Source organism: Enterobacter cloacae complex sp. SYL003, from assembly GCF_049236925.1.
Classification (GTDB): domain Bacteria; phylum Pseudomonadota; class Gammaproteobacteria; order Enterobacterales; family Enterobacteriaceae; genus Enterobacter; species Enterobacter intestinihominis.
In genome coordinates this window covers 191295-207411 of sequence record NZ_JBMKJK010000002.1, presented here as the reverse complement: position 1 = coordinate 207411, position 16117 = coordinate 191295, and the positions used below count along the sequence as shown (strand labels likewise).

General features: G+C 56.2%; 15 protein-coding genes. 3 read left to right on the top strand and 12 right to left on the bottom strand.

Annotation, left to right across the window (positions count from 1 at the left end; translation table 11 throughout):
* Positions 1–5 precede the first annotated feature (5 nt).
* On the bottom strand, positions 6–1223 hold the full coding sequence (gene fabB, locus ACOT1A_RS03550; RefSeq protein ID WP_022648859.1) for a beta-ketoacyl-ACP synthase I: 1218 nt from the start codon (positions 1221–1223) through the stop codon (positions 6–8).
* A 158-nt stretch (positions 1224–1381) separates the two neighbouring features.
* Between fabB and mnmC the strand changes: the two genes are divergently transcribed.
* A complete protein-coding gene (mnmC, locus tag ACOT1A_RS03545) occupies positions 1382–3379 on the top strand; it encodes a bifunctional tRNA (5-methylaminomethyl-2-thiouridine)(34)-methyltransferase MnmD/FAD-dependent 5-carboxymethylaminomethyl-2-thiouridine(34) oxidoreductase MnmC (protein ID WP_276169889.1) in 1998 nt (665 codons plus the stop codon).
* A 65-nt stretch (positions 3380–3444) separates the two neighbouring features.
* Here mnmC and ACOT1A_RS03540 read toward each other — a convergent pair whose 3' ends face one another.
* From ACOT1A_RS03540 to prmB, 6 genes are read right to left on the bottom strand one after another with little or no spacing between them, the layout of a single operon-like run.
* The gene (locus ACOT1A_RS03540) at positions 3445–3720 is read right to left on the bottom strand and encodes a YfcL family protein (protein WP_022648861.1); all 276 of its coding nucleotides are present in this window, start codon (positions 3718–3720) and stop codon (positions 3445–3447) included.
* Between the two features lie 13 nt (positions 3721–3733).
* The gene (locus ACOT1A_RS03535) at positions 3734–4279 is read right to left on the bottom strand and encodes an elongation factor P hydroxylase (RefSeq protein ID WP_276169890.1); all 546 of its coding nucleotides are present in this window, start codon (positions 4277–4279) and stop codon (positions 3734–3736) included.
* On the bottom strand, positions 4279–5088 hold the full coding sequence (locus tag ACOT1A_RS03530; protein WP_022648863.1) for a sulfite exporter TauE/SafE family protein: 810 nt from the start codon (positions 5086–5088) through the stop codon (positions 4279–4281). The genes ACOT1A_RS03535 and ACOT1A_RS03530 overlap by 1 nt, the downstream gene beginning before the upstream one ends.
* Complete coding sequence (gene mepA, locus ACOT1A_RS03525) at positions 5088–5912, bottom strand: penicillin-insensitive murein endopeptidase (RefSeq protein WP_003861385.1); 825 nt, start codon at positions 5910–5912, stop codon at positions 5088–5090. Before mepA ends, ACOT1A_RS03530 begins: the two co-directional genes overlap by 1 nt.
* 2 nt (positions 5913–5914) lie before the next feature.
* Positions 5915–7000, bottom strand: coding sequence for a chorismate synthase (gene aroC, locus ACOT1A_RS03520; RefSeq protein WP_023306656.1), 1086 nt, complete (start codon positions 6998–7000; stop codon positions 5915–5917).
* Between the two features lie 60 nt (positions 7001–7060).
* Complete coding sequence (gene prmB / locus ACOT1A_RS03515; protein WP_276169891.1) at positions 7061–7993, bottom strand: 50S ribosomal protein L3 N(5)-glutamine methyltransferase; 933 nt, start codon at positions 7991–7993, stop codon at positions 7061–7063.
* A 145-nt stretch (positions 7994–8138) separates the two neighbouring features.
* On the opposite strand from prmB, the gene smrB reads away from it, so the two are divergent.
* Positions 8139–8690, top strand: a complete 552-nt coding sequence (gene smrB / locus ACOT1A_RS03510) for an endonuclease SmrB (RefSeq protein WP_022648866.1) — start codon at positions 8139–8141, stop codon at positions 8688–8690.
* 46 nt (positions 8691–8736) lie between these two features.
* Here smrB and sixA read toward each other — a convergent pair whose 3' ends face one another.
* From sixA to ACOT1A_RS03490, 4 genes are all read right to left on the bottom strand, one after another.
* A complete protein-coding gene (gene sixA / locus ACOT1A_RS03505; protein ID WP_003861375.1) occupies positions 8737–9222 on the bottom strand; it encodes a phosphohistidine phosphatase SixA in 486 nt (161 codons plus the stop codon).
* Positions 9223–9431: 209 nt separating this feature from the next.
* Positions 9432–11579 (bottom strand): fatty acid oxidation complex subunit alpha FadJ, encoded by a 2148-nt coding sequence (gene fadJ, locus ACOT1A_RS03500; RefSeq protein ID WP_276169892.1) that lies wholly within the window; start codon positions 11577–11579, stop codon positions 9432–9434.
* On the bottom strand, positions 11579–12889 hold the full coding sequence (gene fadI, locus ACOT1A_RS03495) for an acetyl-CoA C-acyltransferase FadI (protein ID WP_022648868.1): 1311 nt from the start codon (positions 12887–12889) through the stop codon (positions 11579–11581). Before fadI ends, fadJ begins: the two co-directional genes overlap by 1 nt.
* Before the next feature lie 237 nt (positions 12890–13126).
* Positions 13127–13411 carry a YfcZ/YiiS family protein gene (locus ACOT1A_RS03490; protein WP_003861368.1) on the bottom strand — a complete coding sequence of 95 codons (285 nt, stop codon included), beginning with the start codon at positions 13409–13411 and terminating at the stop codon, positions 13127–13129.
* A gap of 372 nt (positions 13412–13783) precedes the next feature.
* Between ACOT1A_RS03490 and fadL the strand changes: the two genes are divergently transcribed.
* Complete coding sequence (gene fadL / locus ACOT1A_RS03485) at positions 13784–15067, top strand: long-chain fatty acid transporter FadL (protein WP_022648870.1); 1284 nt, start codon at positions 13784–13786, stop codon at positions 15065–15067.
* Between the two features lie 44 nt (positions 15068–15111).
* On the opposite strand, the gene mlaA is transcribed toward fadL, so the two are convergent.
* A complete protein-coding gene (mlaA, locus tag ACOT1A_RS03480) occupies positions 15112–15864 on the bottom strand; it encodes a phospholipid-binding lipoprotein MlaA (protein ID WP_022648871.1) in 753 nt (250 codons plus the stop codon).
* Positions 15865–16117 lie beyond the last annotated feature (253 nt).

Here is a 16117-nt window from a genome sequence, read left to right as displayed (position 1 = left end):
AACGCTTACGCTTTCAGCTTACGCATCACCAGCGTGGCGTTGGTGCCGCCGAAACCGAAGCTATTGGACATAACGGTCGTCAGCTCACGTTCGGTGGTTTCGGTCACGATGTTCAGGCCAGCCGCCTGCTCGTCCATCTCGTCGATGTTGATGCTTGGCGCGATAAAGCCGTTTTCCAGCATCAGCAGAGAGTAGATCGCTTCCTGCACGCCCGCCGCACCCAGAGAGTGACCGGTCATGGCTTTGGTTGCAGAGATAGCCGGACTGTTGTCGCCGAACACTTCACGGATCGCACCCAGCTCTTTCACGTCACCTACCGGCGTTGAGGTGCCGTGGGAGTTCAGGTAGTCGATTGGGGTATCAACGCCGTGCATCGCCATCTTCATGCAGCGCACCGCGCCTTCGCCGGATGGAGCAACCATGTCAGCGCCGTCAGACGTTGCGCCGTAGCCCACGATCTCAGCGTAGATGTGCGCGCCACGCGCCAGAGCGTGTTCCAGCTCTTCAACCACAACCATACCGCCGCCGCCAGCGATAACAAAACCGTCGCGGTGTGCATCATAGGTACGGGATGCTTTGTCTGGCGTTTCGTTGTATTTGGTGGACAGTGCGCCCATCGCGTCGAACTCACAGGCCATTTCCCAGCCCAGCTCTTCGCCGCCGCCAGCAAATACGATGTCCTGTTTGCCCAGCTGGATCTGCTCAACCGCATTACCGATACAGTGTGCGGAGGTCGCACATGCAGAGCTGATGGAGTAGTTCACACCGTGGATTTTGAACGGCGTTGCCAGGCACGCGGAAACCGCTGAACCCATGGCTTTGGTCACAACATATGGACCGACCGCTTTCAGGCCGCGCGGGCTGCGCATGGCGTCAGCACCGAACACCTGAGCTTTAGAGGAACCGCCGGAGCCTGCAATCAGGCCCACGCGTGGGTTGTTCTGGTAAGCGTCTTCGCTCAGACCAGAATCCTTGATCGCTTCCTGCATGGAAAGATAGGCGTAGATAGAGGCATCGTTCATGAAACGAACCACTTTACGGTCAATTAAACCGGTGGTATCCAGTTTAACGTTACCCCATACGTGGCTACGCATTCCAGAATCTTTAAACTCTTCAGAGAAAGTGATCCCGGAGCGTCCTTCACGCAGAGATGCCAGGACTTCCTGCTGGTTATTACCGATGCTGGAAACGATGCCCAGGCCAGTAATCACTGCACGTTTCATTCAATACCTCTGTAAGTCGCACTATAAAAAGTTTCGAGTCGCACAATAGCGTACACTTGTACGCCGAACAAGTCCGATCAGCGATTTTCTGTGGAAATTTGCACCGATGGGCTCACATCGCTAAGATCGTGCCACTGCCTGTCGGACGAGTAACTTACGTGAAACAAAACGCCATACAACCTGCCAACCTCGAATTCAACGCTGAGGGTACACCTGTTTCCCGAGATTTTGATGACGTCTACTTTTCTAATGATAACGGACTGGAAGAGACGCGCTATGTCTTCCTCGAAGGAAATCATCTCAGCACCCGCTTCCCTGAGCATCCGCGCAGCCTGTTTGTCGTCGCGGAGAGCGGTTTCGGCACCGGGCTGAATTTTTTGACCCTCTGGCAGGCCTTCGACCAGTTTCGCGCTGCACACCCCGAGGCTACCTTACAAAGATTACATTTCATCAGTTTCGAAAAATTTCCGCTTACCGCACACGATCTGCGGCTTGCCCATCAGCGCTGGCCGGAGCTTGCCCACTGGGCGGAACAGCTTCAGGCCCAGTGGCCACCGGCTATCGGCGGCTGTCATCGTCTGATTCTGGACGACGGACGCGTCACGCTCGACCTGTGGCTTGGCGACATTAACGACCTGACCGATAAGCTCGATGACTCAATGCATCAGAAAGTGGACGCCTGGTTCCTGGACGGTTTTGCGCCCGCCAAAAACCCTGACATGTGGAGTCCGCACCTGTTCAGCGCAATGGCACGTCTGGCACGCCCGGGCGCGACGCTTGCCACCTTCACCTCGGCGGGCTTTGTCCGCCGTGGGTTGCAGGAGGCGGGGTTTACCATGCGGAAAACCAAAGGCTTTGGCCGCAAACGCGACATGCTAGTGGGGGTGATGGAACACGATCTGGCGATCCCGGCACAGGCACCCTGGTTTGCTCGCCGCCCCAGTGCGTCGCGTGAGGTCGCCATTGTGGGCGGAGGTATTGCCAGCGCCCTGCTCTCACTGGCTCTGCTGCACCGTGGCTGGCAGGTGACGCTCTACTGCGCTGACGAGGCACCGGCGATGGGTGCATCAGGCAACCGTCAGGGCGCGCTTTATCCCTTATTAAGTTCACACGATCCCGCACTGTTCCAGTTCTTCCCGGCTGCGTTTACGTTTGCTCGTCGCCTTTACGATAGCCTGCCGGTTGCGTTCGACCACGACTGGTGCGGTGTGACGCAGTTGGGCTGGGATGAGAAGAGCCAACAGAAAATCACCCAAATGCTGTCGCTGGGGCTGCCGGAAACCATCGCCCATGCAGTGACGGCTCAGCAGGTTGCTGAGACCGCTGGCGTCGACACCGGCTGCGGGGGTATTCAGTATCCACTCGGCGGCTGGCTGTGTCCGGCTGAACTGACTTCTGCGGCGATAGCCCTCGGGCAGTCGCGTGGGTTGACAGTGCATTATGCCCATAAGGTTCAATCGCTAAGCCGCACTGCGCACTGGGAACTGCGTTTTGCTGACGGCAAAGCGTCGCAGCATGCCAGCGTTGTACTGGCCAACGGACATCACATCACTCAGTATACCCAGACAGCGTCATTGCCGGTTTATCCAGTCGGCGGCCAGGTGAGCCATATCCCGACCGCGCCCGAACTGAGCAAACTGCGTCAGGTGCTGTGTTACGACGGCTACGCGACGCCGCAAAATCCGTCCAACGGCCATCACTGCATCGGTGCCAGCTATCATCGCGGTGAAACAGATATGCAGTACAGCGAAGCGGATCAGCAGCAAAACCGCCAGCGCCTGCTCGACTGTTTCCCGAATGCGTCGTGGGCGAAAGAGGTTGATGTCAGTGAGGGTCAGGCGCGCTGCGGCGTACGCTGCGCGACCCGCGATCACCTGCCGATGGCGGGAAACGTGCCGGACTATGACGCCACGCTTGAAGTCTATCAGGATCTTGCAGACAACAAAGAAGCGGCGGTAAGTGCGCCCGTTTATCCGGAACTGTTTATGTTGGGTGGCTTAGGCTCGCGGGGATTATGCTCCGCGCCATTGCTGGCTGAAGTGCTAGCCGCGCAAATGAGCGATGAGCCGGTTCCGCTGGACAGGGTAACGCTCGCGGGGCTTAATCCGAACCGACTGTGGGTGCGGAAATTGCTGAAGGGGAAAAGGGTTAAGTAGGGTGCGGTCTGGTGCCCTCACCCTGGCCCTCTCCCCAAAAGGGAGAGGGAAGAGAAGGCGGCAACTTAGCGTTTAGCCTGCTGGAACAAATTGTCCCACATGCCCAGCACTAAAGACTGGTCTCGTGGAGACAGTTCCCCGGCCAGAATGGCTTTTTCAAGGCTGCGAGTAACTTCCGCGTGAACGGCGTCGGCAGAGTGATCGTCCCCGGCTTCCAGCGCGGCTACCGCCAGCGTCAGGTGACCACGCAGATAACCGCTGGCGAACAGCTCATCATCGCTGGCGTGTTCCACCATGTCATCAATTAACGCCAGAATGCGTGATTCAAATTCTGCGATCATCTTCTTTCCTCTGTTATAAATCTTCCGGCCACGGGAAGCATTCCGCCGTGATCTCCGGCGTATGGTAATAATTTTGTAAAGCCTCGATCAGGCGTGCCGGACGTTCCGGGATGCCTTTCTCAAGATATTCCATCACCTGCGCATGCACGCGGCGCTGGAAGACGATACGGTCTGGCTCGAAGTCGCCTTCAAGGTTGTCACAGCTGACGTTGAACGGGAAACCCGCCGCCACGCAGAACAGCCACTCCAGCGCCTGCGGTTTCACCTCCACATCTTCGAACTGCCCCTGGGTGGCGGCGTCGCGCCCGTCCGGGCAGTACCAGTAACCAAAGTCCACCACCTCGCGACGCGCTTTCCCCGCGATGCACCAGTGCGAAATCTCGTGCAAACCGCTGGCGTAAAAGCCGTGGGCAAAGACGATGCGGTTGTATGAAACCTGGTCATCAGCAGGAAGATAGATCGGTTCGTCGTCGCCTTTAATCAGACGGGTATTAAAATCATCAGCAAAACAGCTGTCGAAGATCTCAATCAGCTGTTCGTATTTATGCGTACTGTTCATTAGTTCATCCCCAACCAGGTGAGGATCTCCTGTCCATGGCTGTCATAAAGAAGTTTGGCGCTCATCACCGCCGAGACGACAACAATCATCGGGCGGATCAGCTTTTGCCCTTTGCTTAATACCAGACGCGAGCCTGCGCGCGCGCCCAAAAACTGCCCCGCCATCATCACAAATCCGGTAGCCCAGATAACCTTGCCGCCAATGATAAACAGCAGCAGACCGCCAACGTTGGAGGTTGCGTTGAGGACTTTGGCGTGGGCGGTGGATTTGGCGAGGTTGAACCCGGCCAGCGTCACGAATGCCAGCGCGTAAAACGAGCCTGCCCCCGGACCAAAGAAGCCGTCGTAAAAACCGACGCAGCCACCGGCAATCAGCGCAAACGGCAGGCCGTGCAGTCGCCGCGCCCGGTCTTCCTCGCCGAGCTTTGGCATCAGTAAGAAATAGAGGCCAATACAGATAACCAGAATCGGCAGGATCTGGCGCAGAATGTCGGACTGTACGTGCTGGACCAGCAGCGCGCCCGCCGTCGAGCCAATAAACGTCATCAGGATATTGAGCTTCTGATCGGCGAGATTCACTACTTTGCGCCGAACAAAGTAGAGCGATGAGGAGAGCGAACCGCCGCATGCCTGGAGTTTGTTGGTGGCAAGCGCCTGGGCAGGGCTCATGCCTGCCGCCAGCAGCGCCGGAACGGTGAGCAACCCGCCACCGCCCGCCAGGGCATCGATAAATCCGGCTAACATCGCAACAAAAAAGAGCACCGCCAGCAGCAGCGGTGACACCATAAACAGATCGACGAAATTATCCATTAAAGTACATGCTCATCCAGTAGCGCCTGGCAGGAAGGCGGCAACGGAGGCGGTGTCTTCTTCTCAGGCTTAGAGGTTCCAGGCTTGGCCGGTTCAAACCAGCTTTGCAGTTCGTAACCACAACCATCGCCAGGCGGTGGCAGCGGCTGATCTTCACATTCCAGGCTGTTCGCCGGGCAGCGCAGGCGAACATGCATATGCGCCCGGTGCTGGAACCACGGGCGCACTTTACGCAGCCAGTCGCGATCCGTTCCCGCATCCAGGCAAAGCTGCTGCTTGATGGCCGGGTTAACAAAGATCCGTGTGACGTCGTTATCCTCTGCCGCCAGCTTAATCATGCTGGAAATTTCCGGCGACCAGCGCGAGGCGACGACCCGTTTACCGTCGGCCGAGACCAGATCCAGCGCCTGCGGTTTCAGCAGCTGCGCTGAGCTCCAGCGCGTTTTCGGCAGTTGCAGGAAGATGTCCACATCCAGTCCGGTCTGGTGGCTGGCGTGACCGCCGTTGAAGCGACCACCTGCAGGCATCCCCATATCGCCAATCAGCATCGTCCCCAGCCCCAGGTTATGCACCTGGTTGCCAAGACGCTGAATAAACAGCACCAGGTCAGGATGGCCGAAGTAACGGCGCTGGTCGGTGCGCATCACCTGATAGGTGTCCGACTGCAGCGGAAGTTCCTGCGCGCCGACGATACACCCGTTGGAGAAAGCGCCAATGGACTGCGCGCTTCCCGCTACCGGGTGGGTGATTTTCTGCCACGGCGTGGCGGCCAGGCTTGCTCCACTGGCCAGCAGCGCCAGCAGAGCGATTGCGGTTTTTTTCATAGTTACCAGCGTGGAATGGTGGTCGTCACATCCGCATTCTGCGCCCGCTGGCGCAGGAAGTGATCCATCAGCACGATCGCCAGCATCGCTTCTGCGATCGGTACCGCGCGGATCCCCACGCATGGATCGTGCCGCCCTTTGGTGATCATCTCTACTTCATCGCCTGAGCGGTTAATCGTGTGGCCCGGCACGGTAATGCTGGACGTTGGCTTCAGCGCGATATTGGCAATAATTTGCTGCCCGCTGCTGATGCCGCCCAGAATGCCGCCCGCATGGTTGCTCTGGAAACCCGCCTTCGTGATTTCGTCGCGGTTCTGGCTGCCGCGAAGCTTAACCACGTCAAAACCGTCGCCGATTTCAACGCCTTTCACCGCGTTGATGCTCATCAGCGCGTGGGCGATGTCAGCGTCGAGGCGGTCAAATACCGGCTCACCCCAGCCAGCCGGCACACCGTCGGCCACCACGGTGACTTTCGCACCAATGGAGTCGCCCTCTTTTTTCAGGCCACGCATCAGCTCGTCCAGCGCGTCCAGCTTGTCGGCATCGGCGCAGAAGAACGGGTTAAGTTCTACCTGATCCCAGTCTTTGATTGCCAGCGGAATGTCGCCCATCTGGGTCAGACAGCCGCGGATAACGATGCCGAATTTCTGCTGGAGATATTTTTTGGCAATCGCACCTGCCGCCACGCGCATCGCGGTTTCACGCGCGGAAGAACGTCCGCCGCCGCGATAGTCGCGAAAGCCATATTTTTGTTCGTAGGTATAGTCGGCGTGGCCCGGACGGAAGACGTCTTTAATCGCGCCGTAGTCCTGGGAGCGCTGATCGGTGTTTTCAATCAGCAGACCAATGCTGGTCCCGGTGGTACGGCCTTCAAAAACGCCGGAGAGAATTTTGACCTGGTCCGGCTCGCGACGCTGCGTGGTGTAGCGAGAGGTACCCGGACGACGGCGGTCAAGGTCATGCTGTAAATCGGCTTCGGTCAGTTCGATGCCTGGCGGGACGCCATCAACGATACAACCCAATGCCAGACCGTGCGACTCGCCAAAGGTGGTCACACGGAATACCTGTCCAATACTGTTTCCTGCCATCACGGCTCCGATGTTGTTGTTTGTGTTTGAGCGTTGTGAAACGGGCCGAAGCCCGCTGGATTAATCTTTGTAAATGCTGAAGTATTCGCGTGCATCAAGCAGTTGCGTTTTGGTCAGCATAAAGACGCCGTCACCGCCGTTGTCGAACTCAAGCCAGGTGAACGGCACATCCGGGTACTGCTCTATCAGATGTACCATGCTGTTACCCACTTCACAAATCAGAACGCCATCCTCGGTCAGATAATCCGGCGCGCAGGCCAGGATGCGGCGGGTCAGCTTCAGCCCGTCAGAGCCTGACGCCAGGCCCAGCTCCGGCTCGTGACGGTACTCGTTCGGCAGATCGGACATGTCTTCGGCATCCACGTACGGTGGATTGGTGACGATCAGGTCGTATTGCAGCGTCGGCAGGTCGCGGAACAGGTCAGAGCGGATAGGCGTGACGTGATGGATCAGGCCGTGCTCTTCAATGTTATGTTCGGTGACGGCCAGCGCGTCGGTGGAGATATCGACGGCGTCCACTTCCGCTTCCGGGAAGGCGTACGCGCAGGCAATCGCGATGCAGCCGCTGCCGGTGCACATATCAAGTATGTGCAGCGGCTGATGGTTAATCAGGCCGTCAAAGTGGTTGTTGATCAGCTCGCCAATCGGCGAACGCGGCACCAGCACACGCTCATCAACATAGAACTCATGGCCGCAGAACCAGGCTTTGTTGGTCAGGTAAGCCACCGGAATACGCTCGTTCACGCGACGGATCACGCGCTCAACGATGCGGTGTTTTTCACTGGAGGTCAGGCGCGCGGTGCGCATGTCTTCCGGAATATCCAGCGGCAGGTAGAGTGACGGCAGCACCAGCTGGACGGCCTCATCCCACGGGTTATCGGTGCCGTGTCCGTACCAGATATTGGCGGCGCTGAAGCGGCTAACCGACCAGCGCAACATGTCCTGTATGGTATGCAGCTCGTTTACTGCTTCATCGACAAAAATTTTATCCACTCTTTCCTCCAGGGCATGCTCGCATAATTTTCGGCGGCTAGTTTGCCATGAAGACGGCGATAAATCAGCAATGACGCGTGTCGCTTGAGGTTAAAAAATGCGTTTAGTCGGGTACACTATCGGAAATACGAGATGAGAATGACGAATGAAAAAGAAAACATCGCTCAGCGAGGAGGATCAGGCTCTCTTCCGTCAGCTGATGACCGGGACGCGTAAAATCACGCACGACACCATTGTCCATCGCCCACAGCGTAAAAAAATCAGCGAGGTTCCGGTCAAACGGTTGCTCCAGGAGCAGGCCGATAACAGCCACTATTTTTCAGATGAGTTTCAGCCGCTGCTAAATACGCAGGGCGCGGTGAAATACGTGCGCGAAGACGTTAGCCATTTTGAACTGAAAAAATTACGCCGGGGAGATTACTCGCCGGAGCTGTTCCTCGATCTGCACGGGTTGACCCAGATGCAGGCGAAGCAGGAGCTGGGGGCGTTGATCGCGGCGTGCCGACGCGAGCATGTTTTTTGCGCCTGCGTGATGCACGGTCACGGCAAACATATTCTCAAACAACAGACGCCGCTGTGGCTGGCTCAGCATCCGCACGTAATGGCTTTTCATCAGGCACCAAAAGAGTACGGCGGAGATGCCGCATTGCTGGTGTTGATTGAAGTTGAGGAGTGGCAGCCGCCAGAGTTGCCCTGACAGGATGGCGGGAGGCACGCGGCACCCCGCCATATCGCACGTCACGTCAGATGGCTTTAGCCATCTTCAGGTTGCACGGACTCATTTGCCAGTTAAAGACCCCTTTGCCGGTTTCGTCGAGGGTGACGTTGGCAATGGCGGACGTTGTGAACATTGGTGGCGTTTCGCCCGGGCACAGCTCAGATACCAGATAGCCGACCAGCGGCAGGTGGGAAATGACCAGTGCGGAAGCGACACCTTCGTTGCACAGCGCCTGAAGGTAAGCACTGACAAGGCCAACATCGCCACACGGCGTGAGTTCAGGGAGAACATCCACACTGGATGGCAGGTTCATACACTCCCCTACCACATCCAGCGTCTGTTCTGCCCGCAGGAACGGACTCACCAGAACGCGTTCAATGTCCACTTTTTGACCTTTAAGCCATGTCGCCATCTGACGGGATTCGTCGCAGCCACAGACGGTTAAAGGACGTACTGAGTCACTGGCGGCATCGAGTGCCGCGTCGCCGTGACGCATGATAAAAACTTGCATATTGCACCGCTTTTGTTAACCAGAATCACCGGCGTTAACTACCCGCGATTAATGCTCTGAGGTAGAAAACCCGATGGCCGGGCATTGTGCCTGATCCATTCGGTGAATGAAACGCTGTTTTTTACCTCAATGGCGTAAGTATAGTCAATCTCTGTTTACAATTTCGCCAGAACAGGTTCCATCACCTCAGGATTTACCCTTCTTTGACTTCAGTTTACGCAATCAGTTTCCCTTGCGGGCCAGAATGTCTGACGCCGTTCCGCCATCTGCAATAATTCGTCACAAGGTGTAAACCGTGGACCGTATTGCGAGGCCAGACGTTGCAGGATCGCAACCACTTCACCCGCCCCGAGGGTATCCATATACCGGAACGGGCCGCCAAGGAATGGCGGAAAACCGATACCAAACACGGCACCGATGTCGCCGTCGCGCGCGCTTTTGATCACCTGCTCACCAAAGCAGCGCGCCGCTTCATTGAGCATCATCATCACGCAGCGCTCAGCACACTGAACCGCCGACAGTTTTCCCTGACCCGTGACAGGAATAAGCGCATAAACCGAAGGGTCGACCTGTTTCTTGCTTTTACGCCCTTTCGCGGCGTAAAGATAGAAACCGCGTTCATTTTTTCTGCCTTTGCGATCGTCCTTCAAAATTGCGGAAACAAAGTTTGCAGGCGGCGCAAAACGATCGCCATAAGCCGCTTCCAGCACAGGGATAATTTTAGTCCCCGTATCAATTCCTACCTCATCCAAAAGTTGGATTGGGCCGACGGGGAAACCAAACTTCACCAGGGCGTCATCGACGTGCTCAATTTTCTCCCCTTCCGTCAGCAACCGCATCGCTTCGTTAATATACGGCGCCAGAATGCGGTTGACGTAGAAGCCGGCTTTGTCCGCGACCACAACAGGAGTTTTGCCCTGTTTTTTCGCCAGCTTCACCACGGTGGCAATAGTTTGCGGGCTGGTTGTGGCATGAGGGATAACCTCCACCAGCGGCATTTTTTCGACAGGACTGAAATAGTGCAGCCCTATCACCTGCTCCGGGCGCATGGCTTTCGCCGCGATGTCGCCGATCGGCAAAGACGAGGTGTTTGACGCGAAAATGGTGTGCGGCGCGCAATGCTGTTCAACGTCCGCTACCATCTGCTGCTTAAGGGCCAGATCTTCGAACACGGCTTCAATCACCAGATCGCGGTGTGCAAACCCACTGTAGTCGGTGGCGCCAGTGATCATCGCGAGGGTTTTATCGCGATCGCTGGCCTTGATATGGCGGCGTTTCACTTTGCGATCAAGGTTCTGCCAGCTGTACTGCAACGCGTGGTTGATACCCTTTGGGTTGATATCTTTGATACGTACGGGCAATTTGCCTTTGCTGGCGGTGACAAACGCGATGCCGCCGCCCATCAGCCCACCACCCAGAACCCCAACGGCGCGCAGCGGAGCCGGTTCAGCTTCACTGCCCGGATCTTTTTTAACCTCCGTGCTGGCAAAGAAAATGCCGCGCAGCGCCTGCGACTGCGGCGTCATCGCCAGCTCGCCAAACGCTTTCGCTTCCGCGGCATAACCGCTGCTGCTGCCCTGGGATAAACCGGTTTCAATCACCTTCAGAATGCGCGTCCCTGCCGGATAATTCCCTCTGGTTTTTTGCTCGGTTTTTTTACCCACCATATTAAACAGCAGCGTGCGCCCCAGCGGCCCGGCGAGGATACGCTCACGCACCGGCAGGGGGCGTTTCGCCTGACGACCTTTCAGCGCCCGCTCAACGGCAGCCTCAAGCAAGATTGCGTGCGGAACGACCTCATCAACCAGACCCGCCTTTAACGCCTGACGGGCGCGCAGCTGTTTACCGGTTAAAATCATCTCCAGCGCAGTACTGACGCCCACCAGCCGCGGCAAGCGCTGCGTGCCACCTGAACCGGGCAGCAATCCAAGCTGTACTTCAGGCAGTCCGAGTACGGTTTTCGCATCGTCGGTACAGATGCGACTGTGGCAGGCCAGCGCCAGCTCAAGCCCGCCGCCCAGGCAAGCCCCGTGGATCGCAGCGACAACGGGTATCGACAGCGCATGGATCTCCGCCATCACCTGCTGCCCCTGACGCGCCAGATCTTCTGCTTCCTGAGCGCTTGTCGCCCGGGCAATCATGTTGATATCGGCCCCGGCAATAAAGTTATCCGGCTTTGCCGAGATAAATACCAGGCCACGTATCGCTTTGTTTTCGCGGATCTGTCTGAGCATTGCACGCACCTGAACGCCGAACTCCGCCTTCAGGGTATTCATCTTTTCGTCGGGCACATCAATGGTGATAACGGCCACGTTATCAAGGCGAACAGCAAGGTTAAATGCAGATGTCGTTTCCATTATTCAGCCTCCAGAACCATTGCTGCGCCCAGACCGCCCGCCGCACAGGCGGTAACGAGGCCAAAACCGCCGCCACGGCGACGCAGTTCGTGCAACGTCTGGGTGATCATTCTCGCCCCGGTCGCTGCAAACGGATGACCGTAAGCAATGGAGCCACCCAGCACATTGAATTTACTTTGATCCACTTCGCCTGTGGCATGTGCGCGGCCCAGCACGTCGCGGGCAAAACGTTCGCTCGCCATAAGCTGCACGTTTGCCAGCGTTTGTGCGGCAAAGGCTTCGTGCATATCAATTAGCGTGAGATCGGAGAGCGTTAGCCCCGCGCGCTCCAGCGCCAGCGGCGTGGACCAGGCCGGTCCGAGCAGCATGTCCTGCCAGACATCGATGGCGGTAAAGGCGTAGCTGCGCAAATAGCCCAGCGGTGTAATACCCAGCTCTTTCGCCCGGGATTCCGTCATCAGGATCACGGCGGCGGCACCGTCCGTCAGCGGCGTACTGTTAGCCGCCGTAACGGTGCCATGTTTACGGTCAAAGGCCGGGCGCAGTTTTGCGTAATCTGCCAGGGTTGAGGTGCCGCGAACGTTGTTATCTTCCGCGAGCGGTTCCCGGTAAGGCGGTACATAGGCGGTCATCACTTCGTTGGTCAGTTTGCCCTCCGACCAGGCTTTCGCTGCCAGCTGATGCGAGCGATGCGCCAGCGCATCCTGCTGTTCGCGGGTAATACCATAGGTTTTTGCCATCTGCTCGGCTGTATCGCCCATGCGCAGGCCGGTGGAGTATTCAGCAACGGCAGGTGGCACAGGCATGAGGTCGCGCAGGCGTAAACGCGAGAAGAGTTTAAGCTTTGCACCGGTAGTGCGAGCTTTGTTGGCATCCACCAGAATGCGGGCCAGCTGTTTGCTGACGCCGATGGGCAGCACGGAGGAGGAATCAGCGCCGCCGGCAATTCCCGCGCGAATGGTCCCCGCCATCAGGCTTTCCGCCACGTTCGCCACCGCCTGGAAACTAGTAGCGCAGGCGCGGCTGACGCTGTAGGCGTCGGTATGAACATTCATGCCGGTACCCAGCACGATTTCACGCGCGATATTGGGTGCTTCCGGCATCTGTACCACCTGGCCGAAAACCAGTTGCTCAATAACCTCTGGCGGGATCTCGCTGCGAGCCAGCATCTCCCCCACCACCATTTTTCCCAGATCGACAGCCGGTATACCGTGAAACGCGGTTGCCTGACGTGCAAACGGCGTACGTAACCCGCTGACAATGGCGATGCGGTCACCGTGTCGGGTGATAAGCGGTAATGCCTGACTCATAACACTCCCCTGTAAAAAAATTTTGCGCGCACATTAAGTGGTCTGACCTGATAATAGTCTTAACTATTTTTTTACATTGAGCCAATCGGGGAACCGAAAAATTGCGAGCTAAGGCACAGAGAAGAAAAAGAAAATGCCCAGGGTAAAAGCAAAACGGTAACCCGTAGGTTACCGTTTTTAGTGTTTGCGCCCTCTCCCGTGGGAGAGGGTTGGGGTGAGGGCACCAGACCGCAGGAATTAACGCAGGCCTAACTGGAAGATCAGCGTTTCTGCTTCGCAGGCGAACACAAAGTCGATATCCAGCTGCACGCCGCCTTCCACTTCCGTGAAGGTGGATTTGATTTCACACGGATCGGATTCGACTTCACGCGCGCGCTGGCTCAGCGCGGCCAGCGTCTCTTCCGCTTCAGCACGGTTAGGGAATACGCGGCTGTAAGAGGCGGTGCAATCGGTGTTGTCCATAATGGTGCCAACATCCATACAGCAGCAAACCGGGGTTTCATCAGCACTGCATTTACTCATAGCTCAATTTCCTCTGTATTCGCGCAGCGCGCGAGATAAACACGATGCGACTATTTTACGCCCCCGGACGAGCCCCCTCCAGCCGTTAATGGCGCAAAACCGGATAAGTGAGCAATATCACACTAAAAAATGATCTAAAACAAAATTCACCTTTTCGGATGAATCGTACTGGTCACAATTTTGCCAACCAGATCTCGTTTCATGAAACATGTTTGAAAATATTAATAAACAAACTTGCAACATCCCAGCTGGTCAGACCTATACTCTCGCCACTGGTCTGATTTGTATGTCATACCTCAGACCCTACACTTCGCGCTCCTGTTACGGTATGTAACAATTATTGAATAAAAATAACTCAATGAGGTTATGGTCATGAGCCAGAAAACCCTGTTCAAACAAACTGCTTTAGCAGTTGCAGTGGCAATCGTCTCAACGTCCGCCTGGTCAGCGGGCTTCCAGTTAAACGAATTTTCTTCCTCTGGCCTTGGCCGTGCGTATTCCGGGGAAGGTGCGATTGCCGATGACGCAGGCAACGCAAGCCGTAACCCGGCGCTTATCATGATGTTTGATCGCCCTACCTTCTCTGCCGGTGCGGTTTACATCGATCCTGATGTCAACATTTCTGGCAAATCTCAGTATACCGGCGCAGATCTGAAGGCGGATAACATTGCACCAACGGCGTGGGTGCCTAACCTGCACTTTGTTGCGCCAATCAATGAACAGTTTGGTTGGGGTGCCTCTGTCACCTCTAACTATGGCCTGGCAACGGAGTTCAATAACAACTACCCGGCCGGGGAATACGGCGGTAAAACCGACCTGACGACCCTGAACCTTAACCTGAGCGGCGCATATCGTCTGAACGATAACTGGAGCTTTGGTCTGGGCTTTGATGCTGTCTACGCTGATGCAAAAATCGAGCGTTATTCCGGGGAGCAAACTGCTGCGCTGCCGAAAAACAGCAATAAAATTGCCAGCCTGAAAGGTGACGAGTGGGGTTACGGCTGGAACGCCGGTATCCTGTATGAACTGGATAAAAACAACCGCTGGGGTCTGACCTACCGCTCAGAAGTGAAGATTGACTTCGATGGCGATTACAAAAGCGGCATCCTGAGCCCAGTCAACGGTATGGTACCGGGCGCAGGCACCACCATTCCATGGGGTACCTCGAATCAAACCGTACCGGGTTCACTGTCACTGCATCTGCCAGAAATGTGGGAAGTGTCAGGTTATAACCGCGTTGCGCCGCAGTGGGCTATTCACTACAGCCTCGCGTATACCAGCTGGAGCCAGTTCCAGGAGCTGAAAGCCACCGGCAGCAACGGCCAGACGCTGTTCTATAAAGACGAAAGCTTCCACGATGCTTACCGTATCGCACTTGGTACGACCTATTATATGGATGACAACTGGACGTTCCGTACCGGCGTGGCATTTGATGACAGTCCGGTACCGGCAGATAAGCGTTCTATCTCCATTCCGGATCAGGACCGTTTCTGGGTAAGTGCGGGGGCAACCTACGCGTTCAACGAGAATGCCTCTATCGACGCGGGCGTGTCGTACATGCATGGACAGAAAGTGACCTTCCAGGAAGGCCCTTACGAGTTTACCTCTGAAGGTAAAGCCTGGCTGTTTGGTACCAACTTCAACTACGCGTTCTAATCCCAACACGATTAAAAAAGGTGAGCATCGCTCACCTTTTTTATTTATTCCGAATCGATATCTTTTAATTCGTTCTCGATGGCTTTCGCGTTCGGATTATCTTCCGGCTTCAGCTTACCGCCGTTGGCAATAAAGTCATGGTTCTGGAAATAGGCCTCGCGGACCATGATGTACGGATCGGAAGACTGACGCAGCAGACCGTCAGAGTCCAGCAGTTGCGCACGCGTTTCAATCCCTTCCACGGTCCATTTACCAATCGACAGCGGCCAGGTGAGCCATGACAGCACCGGATACAGCGTATCTACCATGTCGCCGCCATCATCACGCACGGTAAAGCTGCCGTAGAATGGCAGGTGCACATACGGCCCATAACCTACGCCATAATGCCCCAGTGTGCTGCCGAAACGATGCGGCTGTTCACGCTGTAATTTCGGGTTCGCCATGCCTGCGACATCTATTAAGCCGCCCATACCCAGCAGAGAGTTCAGGAAGAAACGGGTGAAATGCACCATCCCCTGATACGGGTCGCCCTGGAGGAAGTAGTTCACCATCACCGCTGGCTCTTCCAGGTTACTGGTAAAGTTGCTCAGCCCGTTACGCGCTGGCTGCGGAACGTAGTCACGCCATGCCACGGCAACCGGACGAACCAGATATGGATCCAGCACATTATAGTTAAAGTTGTACATTGAACGGTTAAATCCTTCGAGAGGATCGGAGCGTCCCGTTTGCTCGCCAGAGCTGGCGCAGCCCACAAGCATCGTTACGCCCAGCGCAAGCGCCGACAGCCGAAGCTTCATATATTTCTCCCTGTTCAATATGGCTATCGTTGAATGCCATCTGTGACGGAGCCTGTGAGGCTCCGCCTGAAACGTGCAAGTGATTGTAACAGCACGCTTACCGATGTCTACGAGGACAATGACGACCCGCTCGCGTCATCACGCTAATTTCAGCATAGCCTGTCTTTAAGAATTCGTTTCGCTGGCAATTTTATATTGGCTTTGAAAGAGATGTCTCACCTTTATTGCCATTTTCAGCAATTTAAGAGCTTCC